The organism is Halobacillus yeomjeoni (assembly GCF_020171525.1).
Taxonomy (GTDB): domain Bacteria; phylum Bacillota; class Bacilli; order Bacillales; family Halobacillaceae; genus Halobacillus; species Halobacillus yeomjeoni.
This window is the reverse complement of sequence record NZ_JAIVAI010000002.1, coordinates 420,591-445,269: the sequence shown is the minus strand read 5'-3', so window position 1 is coordinate 445,269 and position 24,679 is coordinate 420,591. Positions and strand designations below refer to the sequence as shown.

The window sequence follows — 24,679 nt, the reverse complement described above, 5'->3', positions numbered from 1 at the left end:
TAATTTTAAATTGGTTCAGCCGTTCATAACTTGGGATGATTCGCCTTGCTCAATCAGCTTGAGGATATGTTCTACGCTTTTATTTTCAAGGCCCATGGATTCCAGGGTCCTGGATGAAGAAGAAAAGTCGTCATCCAAAATGGAGGAGACGATATGTATGATGGAATCGATAGTAGGCGTCTGTACCCCTGCAGCTTTAGCTAACTGGCTCATCGGAATGAGTCCCATCGGTATATCTTCTGCGAAGTAACGATTGGATACCGTCTGTGCTCCTGCAATGGTCTGATAAGCTTGATTATTTCTCGTCAATTCGTCGATGGTTTCGCCTTCCACACCATAAAACTCACGCAATAGCTGTTTGGAAGAAGGGAGGTCCAGGCCATAAGCTTTACCTATGTTGATCCGCTCCTCATCCATCTTTTCAATGAAGTTAGCAACACTTGCTGTAATGCCATCCAAGTAATGAAGAAATTCTTGTTTTTGATCAATTTTAGTAAGGCTGCAGAGAGAAGGAGCGGGGTGAAGCATAGCGTTTAAATTCCCGAGACTCACTTCAAGTACATTCTCTCCTTTGACCCATTCAGTAAAAATGGGAGCGAGAATACGGTAAGCGCTTTCAGTTCTTTCGTTGGGAAAAGCGGCCATAGGAAGGTTCTCCTTGATGCCATAAATAGATACAGATCCGGGACTTTCCAAACGGCATGCGAACAATAAAGATTGTGTTTCTGCAATCGTAACATCTGCTGTACAATGATTGTTTTTCAATTCCTGGTAAAATTCTAAAGCTCCTCCTGTGGCTCCTGGGTTCAACACTATCATTTGTTTTTCCTTGAGGTGAGGGGAGCAGTTTTTTGCGATGACACGATGGGCATTTGCAGGTGCTACCACCATGATGATATTCGCCTGTTCAATTACTTCTTGAATGTGATCGGTTGCGTGCTTGATAGGCGCAAAGCCGTTCAATTTCCCATTTACGTAAACTCCGCCTTGCTCATTAAGTGCGTGAACGACATCTGAATCTATATCATACCAATACACTTCATGTCCTTTCAGACCTAAGTAAGCAGCAAAGGCATGCCCCCCGTTACCGGCTCCTATGATCCCGAATTTCATTTAATTTCCCCCTCGTATAATTGTTTTAATATCCTAATGTCCTACATTTTAACATTAGGTATTTTGGAAAGAAAGAGTATTCTGAAAATTTAACAAATAAAACCTCAATCATTAGAATTTGTAAACAGTTACGGTTATACTAAATGTAGGATATTTATACATTGAGGTGAGGGTATTTGTTCAAGCCAGTGTTAAAAAGCTCATTATATAAAGACGTGGTCAATCAATTGTTGGAAGAAATAAAGAAGGAAACATGGGGGCCGGGGGAGAAGTTTCCGGGTGAGTTGGAGCTTGCGAACGAGTTTGAAGTCAGTAGAAATTCCATTCGAGAAGCTCTGAAAAGTCTTCAACTTATGGGTGTCATTGAATCATTTCCCGGCAGAGGAACATTTGTCACAAAAGAAGCGGTACGTAAAATTCAAAACTCTGAATTGGTCAGCCTGCTTAGCGACAATGAAGGATCTTATATGGAATTACTGGAAGTGAGGATGGCGATCGAGGCTCAAGCTTCTTATCTCGCTGCGCAACGGGTCGATGATGAGGGGATAGTAAAGTTGGAAAATGCTCTTCGGGAACTGGAAGAGCGGATGAAAAAAAGAGAGGATTATGCGATGCAGGGCTTCCATTTCCATATGTGCATAGCTGAACTCTCACAAAATCAATACATCCTTAAATTTTTCCAGACGATATCAGAAGAATTGATTGCACAAAGAAATCTGCAGTATCAGGAAAAGATCGATACAGATAAATCATTGAAAGATCATATTGATATCTTTGAGGCTATCAAGAATCGTGACGCTGACAAGGCGAGAGAAGCGATGCATAAACACTTCATCCATGCGATGGGGGATGTTAAAGACCAATAAATGAGCAATGGTGGCAAATGTAATCACCATCCCCCCGTAATTCACCCATAAAAAAGAGACTTCCTAATTGGAAGTCTCTTTCATATCTAGTAACGCTTATTTTTGAACGTTAGCAGCTTGTGGTCCACGGTTACCTTCAACGATTTCAAAGGAAACTGTTTGATTTTCTTCTAGAGTTTTGAAACCTTCGTCTTGGATAGCAGAGAAATGAACGAATACATCGTCTTGTCCTTCTACTTCAATAAAACCGAAACCTTTTTCTGCGTTAAACCATTTAACATTACCTTGTAACATATATGTTACCTCCTGCGTGGAACAAATCCACAATGTATTACTATTATTGCTCTGTAAATTCATTCAAGACGAAAAGTTACTTACTAGGTACTTGCGCTTTCATTCGTAAACGAACAAGAATAATTAACTTTAATAATATCAACTGAATCTATATCTGTCAACATGAGAGTTTATTATTATATAATTTATAATAACTAATTTCTCATCTATCCAAAAAAAAGATAAAGGGCATGGGATGAATAAAGAAGCTGGTCTCCCCAATAAATGGGGACCAGCTTCTTTATTTCTTACCTCTATTTTTTTATTTCACCCATTCACCAATCAACTCTTTGTTCTCTTCAACCCATTTCTTCGCGCCATCGATAGGTTCTTCGCTGTTTTCTACATAGTTGATCAGCTCACCGATTTGTTGGTCGGTCATCTTCCAGTTCTTCAGCCATTGGCTGACATCTGAATAATCTTCGTCAAATCCGTGTCTTGTCGCGTGGTGGATTTTTTCTACTCCACCGAATGTCTTCTGTGGATCTTCGAGGAATTTCAAGTCATATTCGGAGAATACCCAGTGTGGACTCCAAAGCGGGGCTACGATTGGTTCTTCATTTTCAACAGCTTTTCCGATTTCAGCGATCATCGCTGGTTCAGAGCTTGAAAGCAGTTCGTAATCAAGACCGTAGTCTTTGATCATTTTCTCAGTGACTTCCATTGTACCTGCACCAGGGTCGAAGCCGACAATTTCGCTGTTGAATTTCTCTTTATGTTCATTCAAGTCCTCTATGCTATTCACATCTTCTACATAAGTTGGAACGACTAGTCCTACTTTTGCATTGTCAAACCACGTCGCGTCGGAGAAATTGACTTTATCCTGGTATTCCTCCAAGTAGTTGGCGTCCTGTACCGGCAGCCAGATTTCCAAGCTGGCATCCAAGTCCCCACTCTCAAGTGCTTTCATTGTTGCGCCCATGTTCAAGTTGTTCAGTTTAACTTCATAACCTTTATCTTCCAGGATCACTTTCCACATATTTGTCACGGCAATATTTTCAGCCCAGTTGATTTGACCGATCGTTAATTCCTTTTTCGTTTCTTCAGAATCTGTGGCAGATTGGTCACTTTCTGCTTCCTCACCACTGCCTCCGCAAGCGGCTAGGACAGTAACCATGAGTAGGACTGCCATAATGCCTAATGCTTTTTTCCAGTTGTTCATGTTGCAATCTTCCTTTCCCTATATTTTTTTATATTCCAATACATGTTAAATGTATTAAGAATTTAATTAACATAATTGCATAGTGAATCTATGTTTATTGTGTAATAGTGAAACTCTGGACCAGACCGTTTCTTTAAACGGCCTGATCACAGTTTGTTCATTTATTCTTTGGATTCTTTGGGTAAGAATTCAAAAATCTTTCCACTTCTTATACTGTCCACTAAATCATCCAACCAATAATAGTAAGTTTTGGATTCCTGCAATTGGTCATAATACTTTTTGGCTTCTGCCACAATATCAGGAGTACTGGTTGAATCTTTGATGACATTTATAAAATCTTCCTGTGCTTCTTCAATGGCTTCCAAATTCATTTTCACTTCTCGCTCCCACATCTGGCAGTAAAACGCCATGAAGGAACGGAAAAAGTTTTTTTCTGCTGCATACGTGTGTTTTCTGGAGCCACGCGTAAAAGTTTTTTTCACCATATCTATTTCCTGAAGCTTGCGGACACCTGTACTCATGCTTGGTTTACTCATTCCGAGTTCCTCACGCATTTCATCGAGCGTCATCTGATCTTTAAAGTACATTGTCGCATATAAGTTTGCTGCAGCAGGTGTTACCCCATATAAATCCATCGTCTCTGAAATAGCGCCAATGACTTTATCTTTGGCTTCTTCTAGTTTGAGTCTGGATCTCGTGTTGTTTTCATTCATATAGTCGCTCCTTCATTAAAAAGTAAGCCATATTAAATTTTTATCAAATTTTCTTTACGAACTTTATGTTAACGTCTTCATTTGAAATGTCAAATGTAAAAGGTGGATTTTAAAGCTCATTCACAACAATAAATTCAATGTTAACAACCGTTTAAGCTGCTATTTATCTTTTCCATTGCATCTAACCATGAAGGTTTTTGACAGCTTTCGTAAGACGTGTTAGTGTTAAAATTGTTAAATAAAAATTTAATAAACTTAATTCGAACAAAACACTTCAAAAATTATTCACATAAAAACACTTCAAAAATGGAGTTGATAAACTTGGATCTGAAATTGAAACAATACATTAATGGTAAATGGGTAGATGCAAACTCAGGAAATACACGGGATATCATTAATCCTTATAATCAGGAAATCATTGCGACGGTTCCTGAAGGGGATGAATCTGATGCAAAAGCAGCCATCGCTGCAGCAAGAGAAACTTTCGACCAAGGGGATTGGGCGACAACCCCTGCAACGGAACGAGGAGCGATCGTAACGAAGATCGCTGAATTGATTGAGAGAGATAATGAAGAACTTGCACATCTGGAATCCTTGGATACCGGTAAAACAATGGAAGAAAGTCGTGGAGACATGGAGGACATCGCGGGTGTGTTCCGTTATTATGGAGAACTTGCGGATAAAGAAGGCGGCGAGCTGATCGATTCACCAATTCCGAACTCAATCAGTAAGGTCGTTCGCGAACCTGTGGGTGTTTGTGGTCAGATTACACCTTGGAATTATCCTTTATTACAAGCGTCCTGGAAACTGGCTCCAGCACTTGCGACTGGAAACACACTAATTATCAAGCCTAGTGAAATTACGCCGCTTACTCATATCAAAGTATTTGAACTGATGGAAGAAGCAGGAGTACCTGCCGGAGTTGCAAACCTAGTTCTTGGTTCAGGTGCGACTGTTGGTGCTGAGTTGTCCAGCAACCAAGATGTGGACCTCATTTCCTTTACAGGCGGAATTGTTACAGGGAAGAAAATCATGCAGGCGGCAAGCTCGAACGTGAAGAAACTTGCACTAGAGCTTGGCGGGAAAAACCCGAATATCATTTTTGCTGATACTGATTTGGACTTGGCGGTCGATCAAGCGTTGAACGGAGTCTTTTTCCACGCAGGACAAATTTGTTCCGCTGGTACAAGACTGATTGTGGAAGAGAGCATCCACGATGAGTTCGTGAATGCGCTTGTGGAACGCGTCAAGAAGTTCAAGCTGGGAAGCGGATTTGATGAAGATACTCAAATGGGGCCGCTGATTTCAGCTGAACATCTAGAGAAAGTAGAGAAGTATGTGCAAGCAGGAATTGAAGAGGGAGCAACATTAGCTGTTGGAGGCAAACGCCCTGAAGATCCTGAATTGCAGCAAGGATTCTTCTTCCTGCCGACCATCTTCACTGACTGCACTACAGATATGACCATTGTTCAAGAAGAAGGCTTTGGTCCGGTGATTACAGTGGAGAAATTCACGAAGGAAGAAGAAGCGGTCAAGCTTGCGAATGATTCTATTTACGGACTTGCTGGCGGCGTATTTACGAACGATATTGCAAAAGCGGAACGCTGTGCAGCGAAAATGCGTATGGGTACGGTTTGGATCAATGAATTCAACCTTTACTTCCCACACGCGCCGTGGGGCGGATTCAAGCAGTCCGGAATCGGCCGCGAACTAGGGAAGCCAGGTATTGAAGAATATACGGAAACGAAGCATATTTTCCAAAACCTGAAACCTGAAACGATCAACTGGTTCTAATAGATTTTTCAGGCTGAGACCTGAGCAGCTGGAATTGGTTAATGAAAATAAACAACAACTAGATTTTATAAATGAAGAAGGGGTACGATCTGAACCCTTCTTCATGATTTCAACATAGCATCAAGGAGGAACAGAAGATGAAAGAATCATATGATATTGTCATTGTTGGTGGCGGTAGTGCGGGTTCTGTACTCGGTAACCGTCTAAGTGAAGATGGAACGAAAAGTGTACTCATCCTGGAGGCTGGACGCAGCGATTATTCTTGGGACTTGCTTATCCAAATGCCGGCAGCTCTGCCGTTCCCTTCAGGCAAAAATCTATACGACTGGCAGTATGAGTCCGATCCAGAGCCTTACATGAATGGACGCCGTATTGCGCATGCCCGTGGTAAGGTTCTTGGAGGTTCCAGTTCCATCAACGGAATGATTTATCAGCGTGGTAACCCGATGGATTATAACCGTTGGGGAGGCGATCCGGGTATGGAAAACTGGGATTGGAAACACTGCCTTCCATACTTCAAGCGTCTGGAGAATGCGCTTGGATCACCTGATGATGATCTACGCGGTCACGATGGCCCTATCAAGCTCGAACGTGGACCAGCTAAAAACCCACTATTCCAGGCATTCTTCGACTCAGCTGTAGAAGCTGGATACAACCGTACCCCGGACGTAAACGGATTCCGTCAAGAAGGGTTCGGGCCGTTTGATAAGCATGTTTACAAAGGGCAGCGTTTGTCTGCATCACGTGCTTATCTGCATCCGGTCATGGACCGCGAGAACTTGACGGTGAAGACGCGTGCTTTCGTTACGAACATCGATTTCGAAGGTACAAAAGCAAAAGGATTGACGTATAAGCGAAACGGAAAAATGCATCAAGTCGAAGCGGATGAAATCATCCTATCAGGTGGTGCGATCAACACGCCTCAGCTTCTTCAACTATCAGGTATCGGTGATGCGGAACACCTTAAGTCTGTTGGTGTTGACCCGATCGTCGACCTTCCAGGTGTAGGGGAAAACCTTCAGGATCACCTTGAAGTATACGTTCAACATGCATGCCCGGTACCGGTTTCCGAACAGCCGAACCTTCAGAAGCGCCGCATGCCTTGGATCGGCCTGCAGTGGATGCTTGGACGCACAGGTCCTGCAGCGACCAACCACTTCGAAGGTGGAGGGTTTGTCCGTTCCAACGAAGACGTGGACTACCCGAACTTGATGTTCCACTTCCTTCCGGTAGCGGTACGTTATGATGGACAGAAAGCGCCGACCGATCATGGTTTCCAAGTCCACATCGGACCGATGTACTCCGATGCGCGAGGATCATTGAAGATCAAATCGAAAGATCCGAAGCAGCACCCGAGCATGGTGTACAACTATCTATCAACAGAACAGGACAAGCGTGAGTGGGTCGAAGCAATCCGTATCACTCGTGAAATCATGAATCAACCAGCGATGAAACAATACAATGCTGGAGAGATTTCACCTGGACCTACTGTACAGACAGACGAAGAAATCCTTGATTGGGTCAAAGAAGATGCGGAGACAGCTCTTCACCCGTCTTGTACAGCGAAAATGGGACCAGAATCAGATCCTATGGCTGTTGTAGATCCAGATACGATGAAAGTTCACGGTGTCGAAAATCTGCGTGTCGTTGACGCATCCGCGATGCCATACGTGACAAACGGAAACATTCATGCACCTGTATTGATGTTGGCGGAAAAAGCGGCGGATCTTATCCTTGGCCGTAAGCCTCTTGATCCGATCGATGCTGATTTCTATCGTCATGGTGTACACCCGGCTGATGCAGGTACAGCTTCCAAATCTAAATAACTAGTAAATTCGAGAAGGTCTCGATCATCACACTTGCTGGTGATCGAGACCTTCTTTTTAGCTGTATATCTAAACGAAAAAGAACTCTAAACAGGATTCTGTTTAGAGTTCTTTTTAATTTATTTAAATCAATCGTGTCTTTAACTGTATTGAGGTTCTTTTATACCGTGCGTGCGCTCATGACGAATGGTAGCTTGAGCTGCTGCAAGTCTTGCAGAAGGCACGCGGAATGGGGAGCAGCTGACATAATCCATGCCAAGATCGAAGCAGAATTGGATGGATTCTTTTTCTCCACCATGTTCTCCACAAATACCTGTTTTCAATTCAGGTTTCGTGTCTCTGCCAAGCTTCACGCCACTCTCTACCAGTTTGCCGACACCTTCCTGATCTAATGAAACGAATGGGTTTTTCGGTAGTACTTCGCTTTCCACATAATGCTGAAGGAACTTACCTTCTGCATCATCCCGGCTGAATCCGAAGGTAGTTTGAGTCAGGTCGTTCGTTCCGAAAGAGAAGAAGTCTGCTTCTTCTGCAATTTTGTCGGCCGTCAGTGCGGCACGTGGGGTTTCGATCATGGTCCCCACCAGGTAGTCAAATTGTTGACCTGTTTCTGCCTGCAGTTGTTCACCGACACGGACGACTAATTGACGCATATCTTTCAATTCATTCACATGGCTGACCAAAGGAATCATGATTTCCGGCTTCACTTCGATTCCTTTCTTCATGACGTTGGACATGGCTTGGAAGATGGCCATGACCTGCATTTCGTATATTTCTGGATGAAGCATTCCGAGGCGGCAGCCGCGATGACCCAGCATCGGGTTCGCTTCTTCTAATATACGGACTTTCCGTAAAAGGTTCTGTTTTTCTTTTAATTCTTCTGAGTCCGGGTTGGTAATCTGCAGCTTGGTCACCGCAACCAACAGTTCTTCTTTGTCCGGCAAAAACTCATGCAGCGGTGGATCCAACAGACGTACAGTGATCGGGTATCCCTGCATCGTTTCGAAGATTTCTTCAAAATCCTGCTGCTGCATCGGCAGAAGCTCTTCAAGAGCTTCTTTTCGTTCTTCGATCGTTTCAGAAAGAATCATCTGTTGAACCGTCGGGATACGGGAGGCATCCATGAACATATGCTCGGTGCGGCAGAGTCCGATGCCGCCAGCTCCGAATTCCAGAGCTTTTTGTGCGTCCGTCGCATTATCGGCATTCGCTCTTACACCCATTTTCGTTTCTTCATCTGCCCAGCGGAGCAGCAGTTGGAATTCATCGGACAGTTCAGGTTCAATCATCGGAATTTCGCCAAGGAAAATCTGACCGGATGAACCATCGATGGTAATTACATCGCCTTGATTGACGACTGTAGAACCTACGTTGAATTGTTTCGCTTCTAAATGAATTTTTAATGATTCACACCCGCAGATACAGGCTTTCCCCATACCTCTGGCGACGACGGCGGCGTGGCTCGTCATTCCACCGCGGCTCGTAACCGTAGCTTGGGATGCTACGATTCCGTGTATATCATCCGGTGTAGTTTCCGGACGGACAAGAATGACCTTTTTACCTGCTTTGGATAATTCTTCGGCTTCATCTGCATCAAAGACGACCTCGCCTGTGGCGGCTCCCGGAGAAGCTGGAAGTCCTTTCGCCAGCTGCGTCATTTGATGGTCAGGGTCGATACGGTGATGGAGCAGCTGGTTGAGCTGGTCGGGATCGACACGTAAAAGGGCTTCTCGTTGATCCATGATTTCTTCTTTCACTAATTCAACCGCAATACGAATCGCTGCTTGAGCTGTTCGTTTCCCAGTACGTGTCTGAAGGATGAATAGTTTCCCTCGTTCCACTGTGAATTCAATATCCTGCATATCCTTGTAGTGACTTTCCAGTAAATCACACGTCTCCACTAGCTGCTGATAGACATCGGGCATGTCTTCCTGGAGTCTGGAGATCGGCTGTGGCGTACGGATCCCTGCGACAACGTCTTCTCCTTGGGCGTTGATCAAATATTCTCCGTAAAGTTTCGCCTCACCGGTGGATGGGTTGCGGGTGAAAGCGACACCCGTGCCAGAGTCATCCCCCATATTACCGAACACCATGCTTTGTATGTTTACCGCTGTACCGAGGTGGCCAGGGATATTGTTAAGGCGTCGGTAAAGACGTGCGCGCTGGTTGTTCCATGAATCGAACACGGCATTGATGGTAAGGAATAACTGTTCCTTTGGATCCTCCGGGAAACTTCTTTCTGCATTTGTAAGAACGATCTTCTTGAATTCCTCAATCACATGTTTCCATTCTTCGGCTGTGATTTCTGTATCAGAATGGTAGCCTTTTTCTTCGCGGATCGTTTCTAACTGATGCTCAAAGTGATAGTTGTCTACATCAAGGACGACATCACTGAACATCTGAATGAAACGGCGGTAGGAATCATAAGCGAAGCGGGGATTGTTGGTCAGTTCCGCCATCCCTTTGACGGTTTCGTCGTTCATTCCGAGGTTCAAAACGGTATCCATCATCCCGGGCATGGAATGGACGGCACCTGAACGGACAGATACGAGGAGTGGGTTGGAAGGATTCCCAAGCTCTTTACCTGTTTTCTCTTCTAATTTTTGAAGGGCTTCCAACACTTGAGTTTCGGCTTCAGCGGGAATCTTCTGTCCTGCATCGTAATAGGCATTACAAGCAGCGGTCGTAATCGTAAAGCCATAGGGTACTGGTAATCCGATTTTGGTCATTTCGGCAAGGTTCGCACCTTTTCCGCCTAAAAGTTCTTTCTTACTGCTACCTGATTGGTCAAACATGAAAACGAATTGGTTATCCATTATGCAAAGCTCTCCCTTTTATTAAATATGGCTAATATTTGATCGGCTGTCTCTTCAATGGCCTTATTGGACACATCAATGATGGGACATCCGATTTTTTTCATAATGTTTTCAGCACACGTTAATTCTTCAAGGATTCGATCTAATGAAGCATAATTGGCGGAACTTGTTAATCCCAGACTTTTCAATCGTTCTGTTCGTATTTCGTACAGTTTCTCAGGTGATATGATCAACCCGACACACTTTTTCCTGGGTATCGAGAAAAGCTCTTTAGGAGGTTGGATCTCCGGTATGAGGGGGACGTTGGCCACCTTGAACGTCTTGTTTGCTAAGTACATGGAAAGAGGGGTCTTTGATGTCCGTGAAATCCCGACGAGGACGATGTCCGCCTGCTTTAACCCCCGTACTTCCTGGCCGTCATCATATTTCACGGCAAACTCGATGGCTTCTACTCGTTTGAAATAGTTCTCATCCAACTTCCTCATCTGGCCCGGCTGACGATTCGGTTCCATGTTGAATTTTTGAGTGAATGCATTCATCAGCGGGTGCATCAAGTCGACTGCGATTACGCCTTCTTCTGCAGCTTTTTGATCGAGATAATGCTTAAGCTCTGGAACGACGATGGTGTAAGCGATGATGGAAAGGCTGTATTTGGACATCGTGATGACATTCGTAATGTCCTGTTTGTCTTCGACATAGGAAAAGTGCTTGATTTCAACTTCCTGCCCGAAAAATTGACTCGCGACAGCTTTTACCATTAATTCTGCTGTTTCCCCGACAGAGTCTGACACGACATATACCGTTTCTTTATTCGTCACTATTCATCTCCCTATCTTAAGATTATTAAGAGCAGCCGAGGCAGGTAAGGCCTGATATAGGTTTTCTGTCCGCATGGTCTGCTGTTTTAATGTGTCATACTATTAATTTTTAATAGCGTATTATGTCATACTATTTATTAGAATGTATCATTATTTAGCATTTGTGACAACTTAAAGTTTGATTTTATAGACTGGATTTGAAGATGAAAGACTTTGATAATAAAAAGGCGCTCTTTTACTTGGTGTTGTTATTTCACAGGTGAACTCGTATCAGCTCTTTTCGACCCGGGCTTTGTATGAGGCTGACTTTTAGAATGGCGAGACTCCTGGGGCGGTTTAAAAATCAATTAAAATAGAGCGAATAAAAAAGGTGAACCTATGGCAGGTTCACCTTTTTTTTTCGCTTATAAGAAAAACAGCACAAACAGCTGCAGATAAATCTGTACCATCACATAAAAAGCAATGGCGTACTTGAAGTTGAATAACAAACCGTTCTTGATGATGCTGAGACGGTTCACAGAACTTAAGATGATCGATGGTAAAATCAACGGTGATAGCATGATCGATATGACACTGCCGGATGTGATGCCGAGGACGACGATTTCCGGTGGGTAAGGCAGATCGATCCCTTGTAAAATCCCTGATACGAGGACGATCACCGTCAATGGACCAAGGCCGATAAAACCTAATAGGATGACGACGAAAGGGAGGACCCATAGGAAATTCAAGAAAGGGACGGCATCCGTAATATAAAAGAGACCATCAATGATATATTCCCCATATCCTGATTGGTTCACGGCATCGATTAAAAATCCGGCTGCCAATAGAATCGAGAACTGCTGCGCTTTGTCCGGGATATTTTTAGTGATATATATTTTTCCGTGGTCTTTGACTGCGCTAATCCTCTTACGGACGATAAAGTAGAGGAGGACCCACGCGACGATGACGATAGGAATGATGAGCAGCAGCTGGACGTCCCAAAACGCATTGAGAAGAAAGATGGAACCGAACAAGGTGACAAATAGAATGACAAACTCGACTGCCTCGCGGTTCCCTGCTGCAGCCTGCTTTTTCTCATCTTCAATTCTAGCGAGCTCCTCCTGGATACCTGCTGTAAGATCGACTCCATAATGGCGTTCTTGATAGTGAGAGAACACGACCGATAACAGGATGCCGGCAAAGGATATGAAAAACCCTTGTAAGATCGCTAAAGATAACGATGCATCAAGCGCCTGGACGGCGAAGATGAAACTCGGGATACTCACGACCCACATCGTCGTTAAGGAAAACGCCCGCAGTAAGGCTGTTCCTTTATAGTTCTCCCATACTTCTCCTTTTTGATTGCTTAAAAAATCGTTGATCATCCCGTAGACCATAGGAATCGAACCGAACAATAGAAAGTAGGAGATGATTTGAGTGATGACCATCATCCCGAAGTAAAATTTCCGGCTCGTATCAAGCAGATTCTGCGCGAAGTTGATGACGGATTTGATGTACGGTTTTTCTTCCAACACCCAGCTGATCGTAGGTACGATCAATAATAGTGCAATCAGTCCGCTCATGATCGTGAAGCCGGAGACACTCGCTTCTATGAGCGACGTACCTGCGGATGCATGAACAATCAAAGCGATGGCGAGCAGTAACAACGATATCGATGCCTGTTTGACTGGGAGGAAAACGTACCCGATCAAAAAAGCTGCGAGACCAAATAAAGAAAGGGTGGTCGACAATGTTTCTCCTTCTGTGAAAGAGACAATAAAATACATGATGACGTATATGCTGATGAACAAGGTATAGCCTCGTCTGGCTTGTTGTACCATGATTGATGCTCCATTTCTGTTTCAAACTTTTAACTTCATTATGGTATCACAGAGGATAGGAAATAGCTTGAACCGTGCATAAGGTGCTTCAACTCAACCTCTACGCTTCTAATTAATTGACTCTCAGCTTAAGAAGGGATAAAACCAATCCTTTGACGTGAAAACTCAAATCTACTATATTAGTTGACGGGTCAATGATTGATGCGTCAATCATTGATAGAAAAGGGGGATTTGATGACGGAATTCTACGATCAGGAACAGAAGATCATCCTGCAGCTGAATGAAATATATAAGCAGATGAGTCCGAAATTCGAACGCTGTACAGGAATCAGTCAATCGCGTTTGGAAATTCTGCACAAGTTGATGAAAGTGGATGAGATTACACAGACTGCACTGAAGCAGCAAGTGAATATTGATGGTGCTGCGGTAACCAGGCACTTGAAACAGCTGGAAGAGAAAGAGATCATTTCCCGTCGCAGAAACCCTGAAGATAACCGGGTAACCTTCGTTCAGTTGACAACGGAAGGGCGGAGGAAAATCGAGTGTTATTGTACTGAAAAAGAAAGTTTCATATCAAAAGTCTTTAACGGCTTTTCTGAAGAAGAACGGACGGTTTTATCAGAACTGTTAAATAAAGTGCAAAACAATGTGAAACAAATAGATTAAAGGAGAATGAGCCATGACACAAACAAGAATCAACGATTTTAATGAAATCCTCACGGGGCGACGCTCCATACGTAAGTATGATCCATCCGTGAAAATCAGCAAAGAAGAAATGACAGAAATGCTGGAGAAAGCAACACTCGCTCCGTCTTCAGTGAACCTGCAGCCTTGGAGATTCGTCGTGATCGACAGCGAGGAAGGGAAAGAGACGTTGAAGCCGCTTGCGATGTTCAACGAGACTCAAGTAGAAACATCTTCGGCCGTTGTTGCCGTCTTCGTGGATATGCAAAGCTTGGACTACCTGGAACCGATCTATAACCAAGCTGTCGAAGAAGGAAAAATGCCTGCTGATGTAAGAGACTATCAAGTGCCAGCCATCAGAGGTTTGATTGAACAGCTGACGGAAAGACAGTATCGAGAAATGAATCTGATCGATGCTGGATTAGTATCTATGCAGTTGATGCTTGTCGCACGTGAGTACGGCTATGATACCAACCCGATGGGTGGCTATGAGAAGGATAAAATTGCAGATGCTCTCGGCTTGGATGAAAATCGATACTATCCTGTGATGCTGTTATCGATGGGGAAAGCTGCAGACGATGGTCATGCGTCTGTGCGGTTACCTGTTGATGAGATTACAGAGTGGAAATAAAGATTAATGACAATGGTGATGTATTCGCTCGTCCCATTCACGAAAAGACTACTCCAACTTATCTGGGTAGTCTTTTTTGATTTCTGTTCAATTTTTCGATTGAGATTAAATTGAGGAAAAGTATTTGAAGACTGCAATGGAGATATGAAGGAGGGGAAGTATATTCTCCTTTCTTTTATTCATACTACTAATAAAAAGCATAATGAAGAAATGAATAGATGGACAGAGGGGGGGGGATTATATTGGAAGAATTTCCTATTATACATACAAATATTTGGGATGCTTTGATTGCTGTCCCGGTAATTTTGATTGTCACACAAATCATTAAATATATGCTCCCTGTAGCTAAAGCATCCGTTCCTTCAATTGCGAGTGGATTAGGGTTTATTATTTCCATTTTCATAGCTCACCCCAACAATTTGGCTTCAGGCATATTTATGGGAGCTTTTTACGGCAACGCAGCGGTAGGGGTATATGCTTCACTAAAGACCAATATACGTGCTTTTTTAGATAGAAGGAAAAAATCCAAAAAAACACGCTCTGGTTAAATAAACGAAAAATTATCAATACAAGATTATAGTACTTTTGATAGTTTTTCAATTCTTCAATTACATGCCGGGTAGTTTTCCGGCTGTCTATTTTATCGGCACCTATTACAATCGATCATTTTACCGTGAGCGACGGGTGGTTTATAATGAGGGGCATAGATTAAGAAAGACAGGACGTGCCTATGAGTAAAAGAAAGAACAAAACCTATAAGACCAACAAAAATAACACCAATCTTTCACGGAAAAGAAACACAAAGAACTCTCCTCCCGCTCGCAGCCGTGGGCAAAAAACCATGACGGCTGAAGTTACGTGCACAGGACTGACGAATGAAGGGAAAGGTCTTGCAGAGTGGCAGGGTAAACAGCTGGAGGTCCCGCAGCTTCTTCCAGGAGAGAAGGCGGAAGTGACGGTGACGAAGCAAGGAAAGTTCGAGAACGCAGAATTGAAGCGTGTGATCGAGTCGGCCGAAGGTCGAGTCGAGCCGCCTTGCCCTTACTATTATGAGTGCGGAGGATGTCAGCTTCAGCACATGAGTAACGACGCTCAAGCCCGTTTCAAGCAGAAAACCATTGATGCCCTCATGAAGCCTTTCGGGAAGCCGAATCCGATTTTGACGATGGATTATCCGTATGATTACCGGAACAAGAGCCACACGACGTTCGGTCAGAACCAGCAGCGCCAGGTCATCGGAGGGTTATACGCTCAAAACACACACGAAATCATCCCGATAGACCGCTGTCTGATCCAAGATCCAAAAGCGGATGAGATTGTAGAGACGATCAAAGACTATATGCGGAACTCCAAAATGCAGCCTTACAATGAAGACACCGGCAGGGGATTTCTGCGTCATGTGCTGATCAAAGTCGGCAAAGTGAGCGGGGAAATCATGGTCGTCCTGGTGGCGGCATCTTCTGAGTTTAAAGGGAAAAATAAATTCGTGAAAACAGTAAGAGCAGCGCACCCTGAAATTACGACGATGCTCCTGAACGTGAATAAACGGGATACCAGTGTCGTGCTCGGCGATCAGGAAAAAGTCCTGTTCGGAAAAGGGACTATTACCGATACTTTGTGCGGTTTGAAGTTCGAGATTTCAGCAAAGTCTTTTTATCAGATCAATCCATCACAAACGGAAAAATTATATGGAAAAGCGATAGAAATGGCTGAACTCACCGGGAAAGAAACGGTGATTGATGCCTACTGCGGCATCGGTACGATTGGACTTGTCGCCAGTAAAGAAGCCGGTAAGGTCATCGGGGTGGAACTCAATAAAGATGCGGTTAAGGATGCCATCCGAAACTCCAAGAGGAACGGAGTGAAAAACGCCCGGTTCTATCAGGGGGACGCTGGTGAGTTCATGGTCGAAATGGCAGCGAGAGGTGAGAAAGCCGAAGTGGTCATCATGGACCCGCCGAGAAGTGGAAGCGACGAAGCGTTCTTATCCAGCGTTGCGAAACTCAAGCCTGCGCGGATGGTCTATGTCTCATGCAATCCTGAAACGCAGGCACGGGATTTGAAGTATTTGGTGAAGCACGGGTATAAAGTTGAAGAGATTCAGCCCGTGGATATGTTCCCGCAGACTTATCATGTGGAGTCTGTTGCGAAATTGATTCGGAAATAAAATGTTCATGTTTAAATGGATAATGCCCTGCAAATGTCATGACATTTGCAGGGCATTTGATGTTCTGTTTGTCTTAAAAACGGCCATTGAATACTTGATGAGAGACAAGCGAAATTAATCAATTACCGGTAGGATTCTGAAACTACCCCTTTTGGATACATCGCAGAGTTTTCTGTTTTATTGTCAATAAACGTACGGTAAACTGCATTGTGTTTTTCTGCAGGTGTTTCAACAAGTACAATGACTTTCCCGTCTTTCAAATCTTTTTCATATTGTTTAGCCTGTTCTTCCGGGATACCTGCTCCAACCAGTGCACCTACGATACCGCCACTTCCTGCACCGACTCCAGCACCGGAAAGAATGGTTGCCAGTGGTCCGGCAGCTGCTACAGCGCCGACACCAGGGATCGTCAACAACCCGATTCCTGCAATCCAACCGGCAATTCCACCGAGAACTCCCCCAGAAGCTGCGCCATACCCGGCACCAAGTCCGGAATTTTTGCCTCTGCCGGTTTTATTTTTAGAAACATCTGTGTCTGTTTCTTCTTCAATTTCATGGATCTGATCTTTGTCTTTTGCGAAAACTGTCAGGTCTTCACTTCCGAATCCTTCATCTTTCAGTCCTCTAATCGCCTTTTCAGCATCATCAATCGTGTTGAATACGCCGCCGATAATTTTTTTATCCATTACTATTGTCTTCCTTTTAAAAAAGTTATAGTAACTCCTTCCCGCTCTTTTTTATAAAATAAACATAATAATCCATTAAAGGGTGTAAAAACCATTTAAATGAATTCATTTCATCAGAAACAAGTGCCCCTTATTTCCTGCCATCTCGCCTCCGTTTGTTACTACTTAAATGGTGATAGACCATTAAGGAGTTTCTTGAAGATTAAATATGGATACATAGAAGGTATGCATAATTTTTACTAGTTAAATAGTGTATATCGACTCCTAATCACCTAAGTCTTTAGGCATAAACGGAAGGAAGTATTAGATGGATTATACAAGTTATTTTCGCACGAGTCTGATTGATGCTGAGCGGTACGGAACACGGTATCAGGACATTTCTCATGGAGCTGTCCAACTTTCTATAGAAGATATTCGGTGTGGAGTTCTTCCATCGGGGGTTGTACAAAGGCTTTTCGATGGGAGGGAAGAAAAGGAGCTTGAGGTCCTCATCAACCCTCTGCTCCTCTGTAATAATGCTGAAGTTTATATTGCTCCCCTATGGATTCCTGCAATTCTTCACTCTTCTGGTTATCTTTCACCTCATGAACGGGATATACCATGGATGACCACATACTACCTTGCTCCTTCTCGGACAGGAGACCCCTCGATAGGGTATGTAGAGGATTATGAAGAATTTTATCAAGGAAGAAAGTTAACCTTTCCTACCTGGGATGATTATTGGACGTTTGCCTCGAGCCTTTTTAAGTATGTAAGTGGACAATCGTTGGAAACATTCCAACATGAGGACTTTGAAACGGTTGAACACTCATCCATTTCAATTAGGAAAGAAGGCCTTGGTAATAAAGGGGATTTGATATCCGTCCTGGATGATATGAGCCGAAAAGGGGAGGGGGAACTGCCTGAAATATATAGGCAGATGATTACCTATCAAGATGACTCTCCAATATCACTCCCGTGGGACGATTTATTCTTAGACTCCCACCCAAGACACCTGGGGCATTTTCCAGGGAATGATGCGTTGTCTACTTCACAACGTCAAGCGCTATATTATATTTTTGAAGAATATGAAGGAGGAGTGCTTGCAATCAATGGTCCACCAGGTACCGGAAAATCAATGATGTTGAATTGTATCGCTTCTTCTCTTTATGTGGAAAGCGCTTTGTTAGAACAAAAGAATCCACAAGTATTAACAGCGACAGCTCATGATCGCTTTACGTCTTTGGATATCGCGCAGGATTTTGAGTGTGCAGATTCATCTCTGATAGAAAAGAGGTGGATTCATTCTCTCGATCATTACGCATTGTATTTAGGAAACGAAGAAAGGGAAGACTCCTCCCTTAAGGGCGTGAATTTCTTAAATCATTTTAAAGAAACAATCAGTAACCCTGACATCCGGGCTAAGTCGAGAGAAGAATTCCTGCAAAACACAAATGCATATTTTATTCATCATTGCTCCTCCTTAAATGAAGCTGTTGAAGTGATTCATAACGAACTTTGGCATACCGTATCTGAAATCAAAGAGGCTGTGGACATACTTCAACAGGGTAATGAAGAAGAAGTGTTGAGGTGGTTGAGCTCGCACAATATTGACGATATAAATGAGAAAGTAAGGTCAGTGATGGCGAAAACGATCGATCTCAAGCTTCGCAAACGAGCTTTTTGTCTATCGGTAAAATATTGGGAAGCACGGTGGATCATGGATCAGGATGAAGAAGACATTCTGTCGTTTGGACCATCTCTAATGAAATTGTTTTCAATTTTAGTAGTGTCTGCTTTTGACTTACCAAAATTTTTCACAAAAGAGAATAAGGAACCAAGCTATGAATCTATAGACTTACTTATGATAGACGAGTCAGGGCAGATGTTACCTGAAATGGCTGCAGGTATTGTTCCTTTTGCCAAAAAAATAGTAGCTGTAGGTGATATTCATCAGGCAACACCTATTCGAAATATAACTAGAACCTTTGATTTAGCTAATCTTTTAAATCAAGGCTGGAATAAAGAATTAACAGAGGATATGGACCTGTTGGCAAGTGGTGGATCCGCCCTGCGTGTTTTCCAAAGACTCAGTTCCTTTCAAGTGCATCCTGATGTGAAAGGGATGTTTTTAACTGAACATCGGAGAAGCGTTCCAGAGGTGATCAATTTCTGCGACGAACTGGTTTATCAAGATTGGTTGATTCCTGTACGGGAAAGTTATCAAAACTATCCTTTTCATCACATGGGTTTCATTGATGTTGATGGGGAAGTCACAAAACACCACACAGGGTTGTCCAACACGGATGAAGCACAACACATTGTGGAATGGATTCTAGAGAATCAACAAGAGCTTCAATCTTTTTATGAGGAAGAAGATCTTTCTGTTTTGGTTGCAATAGTCACCCCTTTTACTGAACAAATGCACGAAATAAAAAAGATTCTAAAGAAAAAGGGGCTCAAGAACATTACAGTCGGTACTATTCACATGATGCAGGGATCTTCAAGCCCGGTCGTCTTGTTTTCCAGTGTCTATAGAAGAGGTTCATTTGAAGAATTGAACTTCGATGAAGATAAAACCCTGTTGAATGTAGCTGTTTCGAGGGCGAAAGATTCATTTATTGTTTTTGGAGAAAGTGATCTATTTAACGAGGAGGGAGACAAGCCTTCTAATGTCCTCAAGAGACATACCACTGACTAATAAACCTTACTTATATTCTATTCACTTTTATTTTGGGATTTTTATGAAAAATAAAGAAAAAATAGTAAATAGGTGATAAAATATGAGTTGTATCCTATCAATCTAAGAGGATATCATTAATATGAAAAGGTTGATGAAAAAGTGACCATGCAAGTGAAAGAAACTTCAATTTTCGACCACACGGGGAACAAGATTGTGACCGCAGACCGTGAGATTTCAATCATCGCTAAAATGGAAGATCCTAAAATTGTTGTGCTGGGAAACGTGGTAAGTGATGCGGAGTGTGAAGAACTGATCCGTCTTTCCAAAGACAGAATCAACCGTTCCAAAATCGGATCACGGCATGAAGTGAGCGATATCCGCACAAGCAGTGGCGCTTTTCTTCCGGAAGACGATATCACTTCAAGGGTTGAAAAGCGGATGGCACAAATTATGAACGTACCCGTCGAGCATGGAGAAGGACTGCACATCCTGAATTATAAACCCGGGCAAGAATATAAAGCTCATTATGACTACTTCAAACCAAAACACAATGGCACACATAATCCTAGAATCAGTACGCTGGTCCTTTATTTGAATGATGTAGAAGAGGGAGGGGAAACGTACTTCCCCAATATGAATCTATCCATCTCCCCTCAAAAAGGGATGGGAGTCTATTTTGAGTACTTTTATTCCGACCCATCCATGAATGAACGTACACTTCATGGAGGCTCCCCTGTAATAACAGGAGAAAAATGGGCAGCGACGATGTGGGTGAGAAGAAAACAGTATCGTTAAGTGTAATTGTTTTCTGTACTAGTACAGTCGTTTCTTAGATAAATAACGTATCAATGAAACACCTTCAATGTCGTCAAATGGATGATATTGAAGGTGTTTTTCTATGGATTTTTTTACGATTGTAAAACGGTTGAGTAGGAGTGGGCATTGATTTTAAGGCACCAAAAAAGCCACCGACAAAGGAGGCTTATTACAAAGTTCTGATTAGAAAAATATTATTCTTCGTCAATAAATGAGCTTGCATTCTCTGAAATATGAATGATGCACAGATTATGAGAAAGAGGCGGTGGAAATGGGGAGACTCCTGCGGGAATAGCGGAAGTGGTGAGACCCCGCAGTGAAACGAGGAGGCTCACCGCCGCCCGCGGAAAGCGGACCATTTCCTCCGCCTGCTTTCAATCTGCTTTTATATCAATCCTTTTTTATATGGGAAGTTCCTTAAGTTGTAGGAACCTTATCTTCGGTAAATTGTTCAGCTTCGGTGGAGCCTTTCAAAGCGACGGTAGAAGATGTACCGCCGGAAATGACTTGGGCGACTTCATCAAAGTATCCTGTACCCACTTCACGCTGGTGGCGTGTCGCTGAATAGCCGTGTTTTTCGCTTGCGAACTCTGCCTGCTGCAGTTCTGAATAAGCTTCCATGCCTCTGTCTCTGTACTGTCTGGACAATTCGAACATGCTGTGATTCAATGCGTGGAAACCTGCAAGCGTAACGAATTGGAACTTATAGCCCATCTTGCTCAGTTCTTGTTGGAAATGAGCGATCGTTTCATCATCGAGTTTTTTCTTCCAGTTGAAAGATGGAGAGCAGTTGTAAGCGAGTAATTTGCCTGGATACTCGCGGTGGATGGCTTCCGCGAACTGTCTTGCTTCCTCTAAATTCGGCTCAGATGTTTCACACCATACCAAATCCGCGTAAGGAGCGTAGGAAAGCCCTCTGGCAATCGCTTGGTCGAGTCCGGCGCGAGTTTTATAGAATCCTTCCGCGGTACGTTCACCGGTCAGGAATGGAGCATCAGCGGGATCGATATCGCTGGTGATCAAGTCAGCAGCATTCGCGTCTGTACGGGCGATGATGATTGTCGGAACGCCCATCACATCCGCTGCGAAACGTGCAGAAATCAAATTTCTCACAGCCGTTTGAGTAGGCAGCAGAACTTTACCGCCAAGGTGTCCACATTTTTTCTCGGAAGAAAGCTGATCCTCGAAGTGAACAGCAGAAGCACCCGCTTCAATCATTCCTTTCATCAACTCGAATACATTCAACTGTCCTCCGAAACCTGCTTCGGCGTCAGCCACGATAGGAGCAAACCAATCGATATCCGTTTTCCCTTCCATATGATGAATCTGATCGGCACGCTGAAGCGCCTGGTTGATGCGTTTCACGACTTGAGGCACACTGTTTGCCGGATACAAGCTCTGGTCCGGATACATGTGACCGGATAAGTTCGCATCCGCCGCCACTTGCCATCCGCTAAGGTAGATGGCCTTCAGTCCAGCTTTCACTTGCTGCATCGCCTGATTTCCGGTCAAAGCTCCGAGAGCGTGTACGTAGTTTTCTTCATGAAGGAGACGCCACAGTTTTTCGGCCCCTTTTTCAGCAAGGGTATGTTTAATATCCATTGAACCTCTGAGACGGATCACTTCCTCCGCTTCATATGGACGTGTCACATTTCCCCAGCGGTTTTCATCCTGCCATTCTTGTTTCAGTTTCTCTATACGTTCATTTGTCATTTCCGATTCCCCCTTAAGATAGTTGCCCATAGGCTTCAATTGTCAAAAACTCTGCAAAATCATCGTCACGGATCAGTTTTTCGAATAAAGCTTCCGCTTCTTTGTACGGGCCGTTTTCAAAGGTTTGATGACCCACTTCCTGTTGGATTGCGATCATTTCTTCCTGCTTCCACTGCTCGAACAATTCGAACGTGACTTTTCTGCCATCGTTCAAAATTCCTTGAGGATGACGGATCCACTGCCATAGCTGCGCGCGTGATATTTCTGCGGTAGCGGCGTCTTCCATCAGGTTGTGGATCGGAGCGGCGCCTCGTCCGGAAAGCCAGGAGGCCATGTATTGGATACCGACATTGATGTTCGTCCGCACCCCTTGCTCTGTGATCGATCCTTCAGGGACTTCCAGGAGGTCGTTTTCTGTGATGTGAAGGTCATTTCTTAGATAGTTGATTTGGTTCGGAGTCCGCATATTTTTGTTAAAAACATCCATCGCGGTCTGAACCATGCCCGGGTGGGCGACCCACGTCCCGTCGTGGCCATCCGTAACCTCGCGGAGTTTATCTGACGTGACTTTTTCAAAAGCTTCGGTGTTGCGTCGTTCATCGTTTTTCACAGGAATCTGTGCGGCCATTCCGCCGATAGCCGGGGCCCCGCGGCGATGACAAGTCTGAATCGTCAGGAGAGAGTACGCTCTCATGAACGGGCTGGTCATCGTGACTTCGGACCGGTCAGGCAGGATGACATTCGGATCCTGGCGGAATTTCTTTAAGTAGCTGAAGATGTAATCCCACCGTCCACAGTTCAATCCAGCCGAGTGTTCTTTCAACTCAAACAGGATTTCATCCATTTCGAATGCGGCGAGGATCGTCTCGAGTAAGACGGTAGCCTTGATCGACCCGGTCGGAATTCCGAGCGACTCCTGAGCGAAAATGAAGACATCATTCCAAAGCCTTGCTTCGTGATGATTCTCAAGCTTCGGAAGATAAAAGTAAGGGCCTGAGCCGTTTTCCAGAAGCTGTTTCGCATTATGAAAGAAATAAAGGCCGAAATCGATCAAGCTTGCTGAAGCGGGCTCGCCGTTCAGAGACATATGCTTTTCATCGAGATGCCATCCTCTCGGCCGGACCATCAGGGTGGCTGTTTCTTCTTTCAACTCGTAAGTCTTTCCTTGAGCATTTTGGAAGGTGATGCTTCTTCTGTTTGCATCTCGTAAGTTGATCTGCCCCTGGATGGTGTTGTTCCATGTAGGGGAGTTCGCATCTTCAAAATCAGCCATGAACACCTTCGCGCCCGAATTCAATCCATTGATGACCATTTTCCGGTCGACAGGTCCTGTAATTTCCACCCTGCGATCCTGCAGATCATGGGGGAGAGGGGCGATCCTCCAGTCTGTTTCTCTGATGTGAGCAGACTCTTTGGGGAAGGAAGGTTTGACACCTTGGTTCAACTGTTCCTGAACCTCTTTTCTGCGGTTCAGCAATTCTAATCTCGTGGGGTTGAAACGTTGGTGAAGCTGTTCAAGAAAATCAAGGGCTTCGGGGGTCAATATTTCTGCAAAGGAAGGGGATATGTCTCCATTCACCTTCCAATTGCTTGTTTTTGTTTCCATGTATCCGCCTCCTTTTGTTATAGTATATACTTAGAAATTAAAAACTGATATATAACAGTTGGTGCATAACTTTACTCATCTTTTTTGGATAGGCAGCGATCACATTCCATCATGTACGTATAAGCTTGAGACTTTACTTCTGATCCACATTGAGGGCAGGAAACGGTAAGCGTGTGATTTGATTTTTTCATTTTAACTCCTCCTTTGTTATAACAGAAATAATTTTTATTAACTGTTATGGAACAGTTTACGTTGACCTGGATAAAATTGCAACAACTTTTTCTAATATTTTTACAATTTAGGGAATTTGACCTTCTTGGGGAAAGGGGGAGGTGAATAAAGAAACGCGGTCTTCTGAAGAGTTTAGATGTCGTCCTAAGCTTATGACTGAGCCTTCAAACACTGCCGAAGAACTCATAGAAGTGTTGAATGTTTGCAGGACAAAAGTATTAG

At 43.8% G+C, this 24,679-nt stretch carries 20 protein-coding genes; 9 read left to right on the top strand and 11 right to left on the bottom strand.

The window, feature by feature from the left end; all coding sequences use genetic code 11:
* Nucleotides 1-15: 15 nt before the first annotated feature.
* On the bottom strand, nt 16-1,113 hold the full coding sequence (locus tag LCL89_RS10345) for an NAD/NADP-dependent octopine/nopaline dehydrogenase family protein (RefSeq protein ID WP_224810038.1): 1,098 nt from the start codon (nt 1,111-1,113) through the stop codon (nt 16-18).
* A gap of 176 nt (nt 1,114-1,289) precedes the next feature.
* Between LCL89_RS10345 and LCL89_RS10340 the strand changes: the two genes are divergently transcribed.
* Nucleotides 1,290-1,979 carry a FadR/GntR family transcriptional regulator gene (locus LCL89_RS10340; protein ID WP_224810037.1) on the top strand — a complete coding sequence of 230 codons (690 nt, stop codon included), beginning with the start codon at nt 1,290-1,292 and terminating at the stop codon, nt 1,977-1,979.
* A gap of 96 nt (nt 1,980-2,075) precedes the next feature.
* On the opposite strand, the gene LCL89_RS10335 is transcribed toward LCL89_RS10340, so the two are convergent.
* The 3 genes from LCL89_RS10335 to cudC form a co-directional block, all read right to left on the bottom strand.
* Nucleotides 2,076-2,273, bottom strand: coding sequence for a cold-shock protein (locus LCL89_RS10335; RefSeq protein WP_197318145.1), 198 nt, complete (start codon nt 2,271-2,273; stop codon nt 2,076-2,078).
* Nucleotides 2,274-2,574: 301 nt separating this feature from the next.
* Nucleotides 2,575-3,474, bottom strand: a complete 900-nt coding sequence (locus tag LCL89_RS10330) for a glycine betaine ABC transporter substrate-binding protein (RefSeq protein WP_224810036.1) — start codon at nt 3,472-3,474, stop codon at nt 2,575-2,577.
* A gap of 161 nt (nt 3,475-3,635) precedes the next feature.
* Nucleotides 3,636-4,187, bottom strand: coding sequence for a choline uptake/conversion transcriptional regulator CudC (cudC, locus tag LCL89_RS10325; RefSeq protein WP_224810035.1), 552 nt, complete (start codon nt 4,185-4,187; stop codon nt 3,636-3,638).
* Between the two features lie 321 nt (nt 4,188-4,508).
* On the opposite strand from cudC, the gene betB reads away from it, so the two are divergent.
* Nucleotides 4,509-5,981: a betaine-aldehyde dehydrogenase gene (gene betB, locus LCL89_RS10320; RefSeq protein ID WP_224810034.1), complete on the top strand. Its 1,473-nt coding sequence runs from the start codon at nt 4,509-4,511 to the stop codon at nt 5,979-5,981.
* 137 nt (nt 5,982-6,118) lie between these two features.
* Entirely contained in the window at nt 6,119-7,807 is a 1,689-nt protein-coding gene (betA, locus tag LCL89_RS10315; protein WP_224810033.1) for a choline dehydrogenase, read from the top strand.
* A 140-nt stretch (nt 7,808-7,947) separates the two neighbouring features.
* Here the strand turns inward: betA and ppdK are convergent, their stop codons facing one another.
* From ppdK to LCL89_RS10300, 3 genes are all read right to left on the bottom strand, one after another.
* The gene (gene ppdK / locus LCL89_RS10310) at nt 7,948-10,623 is read right to left on the bottom strand and encodes a pyruvate, phosphate dikinase (protein ID WP_224810032.1); all 2,676 of its coding nucleotides are present in this window, start codon (nt 10,621-10,623) and stop codon (nt 7,948-7,950) included.
* Complete coding sequence (locus LCL89_RS10305) at nt 10,623-11,441, bottom strand: pyruvate, water dikinase regulatory protein (protein WP_224810031.1); 819 nt, start codon at nt 11,439-11,441, stop codon at nt 10,623-10,625. Before LCL89_RS10305 ends, ppdK begins: the two co-directional genes overlap by 1 nt.
* A gap of 404 nt (nt 11,442-11,845) precedes the next feature.
* Complete coding sequence (locus LCL89_RS10300; protein ID WP_224810030.1) at nt 11,846-13,261, bottom strand: hypothetical protein; 1,416 nt, start codon at nt 13,259-13,261, stop codon at nt 11,846-11,848.
* A gap of 234 nt (nt 13,262-13,495) precedes the next feature.
* Here LCL89_RS10300 and LCL89_RS10295 point away from each other — a divergent pair, with 234 nt between their 5' ends.
* From LCL89_RS10295 to rlmD, 4 genes are all read left to right on the top strand, one after another.
* The gene (locus tag LCL89_RS10295; RefSeq protein WP_224810029.1) at nt 13,496-13,927 is read left to right on the top strand and encodes a MarR family winged helix-turn-helix transcriptional regulator; all 432 of its coding nucleotides are present in this window, start codon (nt 13,496-13,498) and stop codon (nt 13,925-13,927) included.
* Nucleotides 13,928-13,940: 13 nt separating this feature from the next.
* A complete protein-coding gene (locus LCL89_RS10290) occupies nt 13,941-14,576 on the top strand; it encodes a nitroreductase family protein (RefSeq protein WP_224810028.1) in 636 nt (211 codons plus the stop codon).
* A 218-nt stretch (nt 14,577-14,794) separates the two neighbouring features.
* Nucleotides 14,795-15,124: a hypothetical protein gene (locus LCL89_RS10285; RefSeq protein ID WP_224810027.1), complete on the top strand. Its 330-nt coding sequence runs from the start codon at nt 14,795-14,797 to the stop codon at nt 15,122-15,124.
* 182 nt (nt 15,125-15,306) lie between these two features.
* A complete protein-coding gene (gene rlmD, locus LCL89_RS10280; protein WP_224810026.1) occupies nt 15,307-16,743 on the top strand; it encodes a 23S rRNA (uracil(1939)-C(5))-methyltransferase RlmD in 1,437 nt (478 codons plus the stop codon).
* Nucleotides 16,744-16,865: 122 nt separating this feature from the next.
* On the opposite strand, the gene LCL89_RS10275 is transcribed toward rlmD, so the two are convergent.
* Nucleotides 16,866-17,429 (bottom strand): general stress protein, encoded by a 564-nt coding sequence (locus tag LCL89_RS10275; RefSeq protein WP_224810025.1) that lies wholly within the window; start codon nt 17,427-17,429, stop codon nt 16,866-16,868.
* Between the two features lie 307 nt (nt 17,430-17,736).
* Here LCL89_RS10275 and LCL89_RS10270 point away from each other — a divergent pair, with 307 nt between their 5' ends.
* Both LCL89_RS10270 and LCL89_RS10265 read left to right on the top strand, forming a co-directional pair.
* Nucleotides 17,737-20,109, top strand: coding sequence for a DEAD/DEAH box helicase (locus LCL89_RS10270; RefSeq protein ID WP_224810024.1), 2,373 nt, complete (start codon nt 17,737-17,739; stop codon nt 20,107-20,109).
* 147 nt (nt 20,110-20,256) lie between these two features.
* A complete protein-coding gene (locus LCL89_RS10265) occupies nt 20,257-20,886 on the top strand; it encodes a 2OG-Fe(II) oxygenase (protein WP_224810023.1) in 630 nt (209 codons plus the stop codon).
* A gap of 438 nt (nt 20,887-21,324) precedes the next feature.
* Here LCL89_RS10265 and aceA read toward each other — a convergent pair whose 3' ends face one another.
* The 3 genes from aceA to yhfH form a co-directional block, all read right to left on the bottom strand.
* Nucleotides 21,325-22,620 (bottom strand): isocitrate lyase, encoded by a 1,296-nt coding sequence (aceA, locus tag LCL89_RS10260; protein WP_224810022.1) that lies wholly within the window; start codon nt 22,618-22,620, stop codon nt 21,325-21,327.
* 13 nt (nt 22,621-22,633) lie between these two features.
* Entirely contained in the window at nt 22,634-24,226 is a 1,593-nt protein-coding gene (gene aceB / locus LCL89_RS10255; protein ID WP_224810021.1) for a malate synthase A, read from the bottom strand.
* A 71-nt stretch (nt 24,227-24,297) separates the two neighbouring features.
* Complete coding sequence (gene yhfH, locus LCL89_RS10250) at nt 24,298-24,417, bottom strand: protein YhfH (protein WP_197318128.1); 120 nt, start codon at nt 24,415-24,417, stop codon at nt 24,298-24,300.
* Between the last annotated feature and the right edge of the window lie 262 nt (nt 24,418-24,679).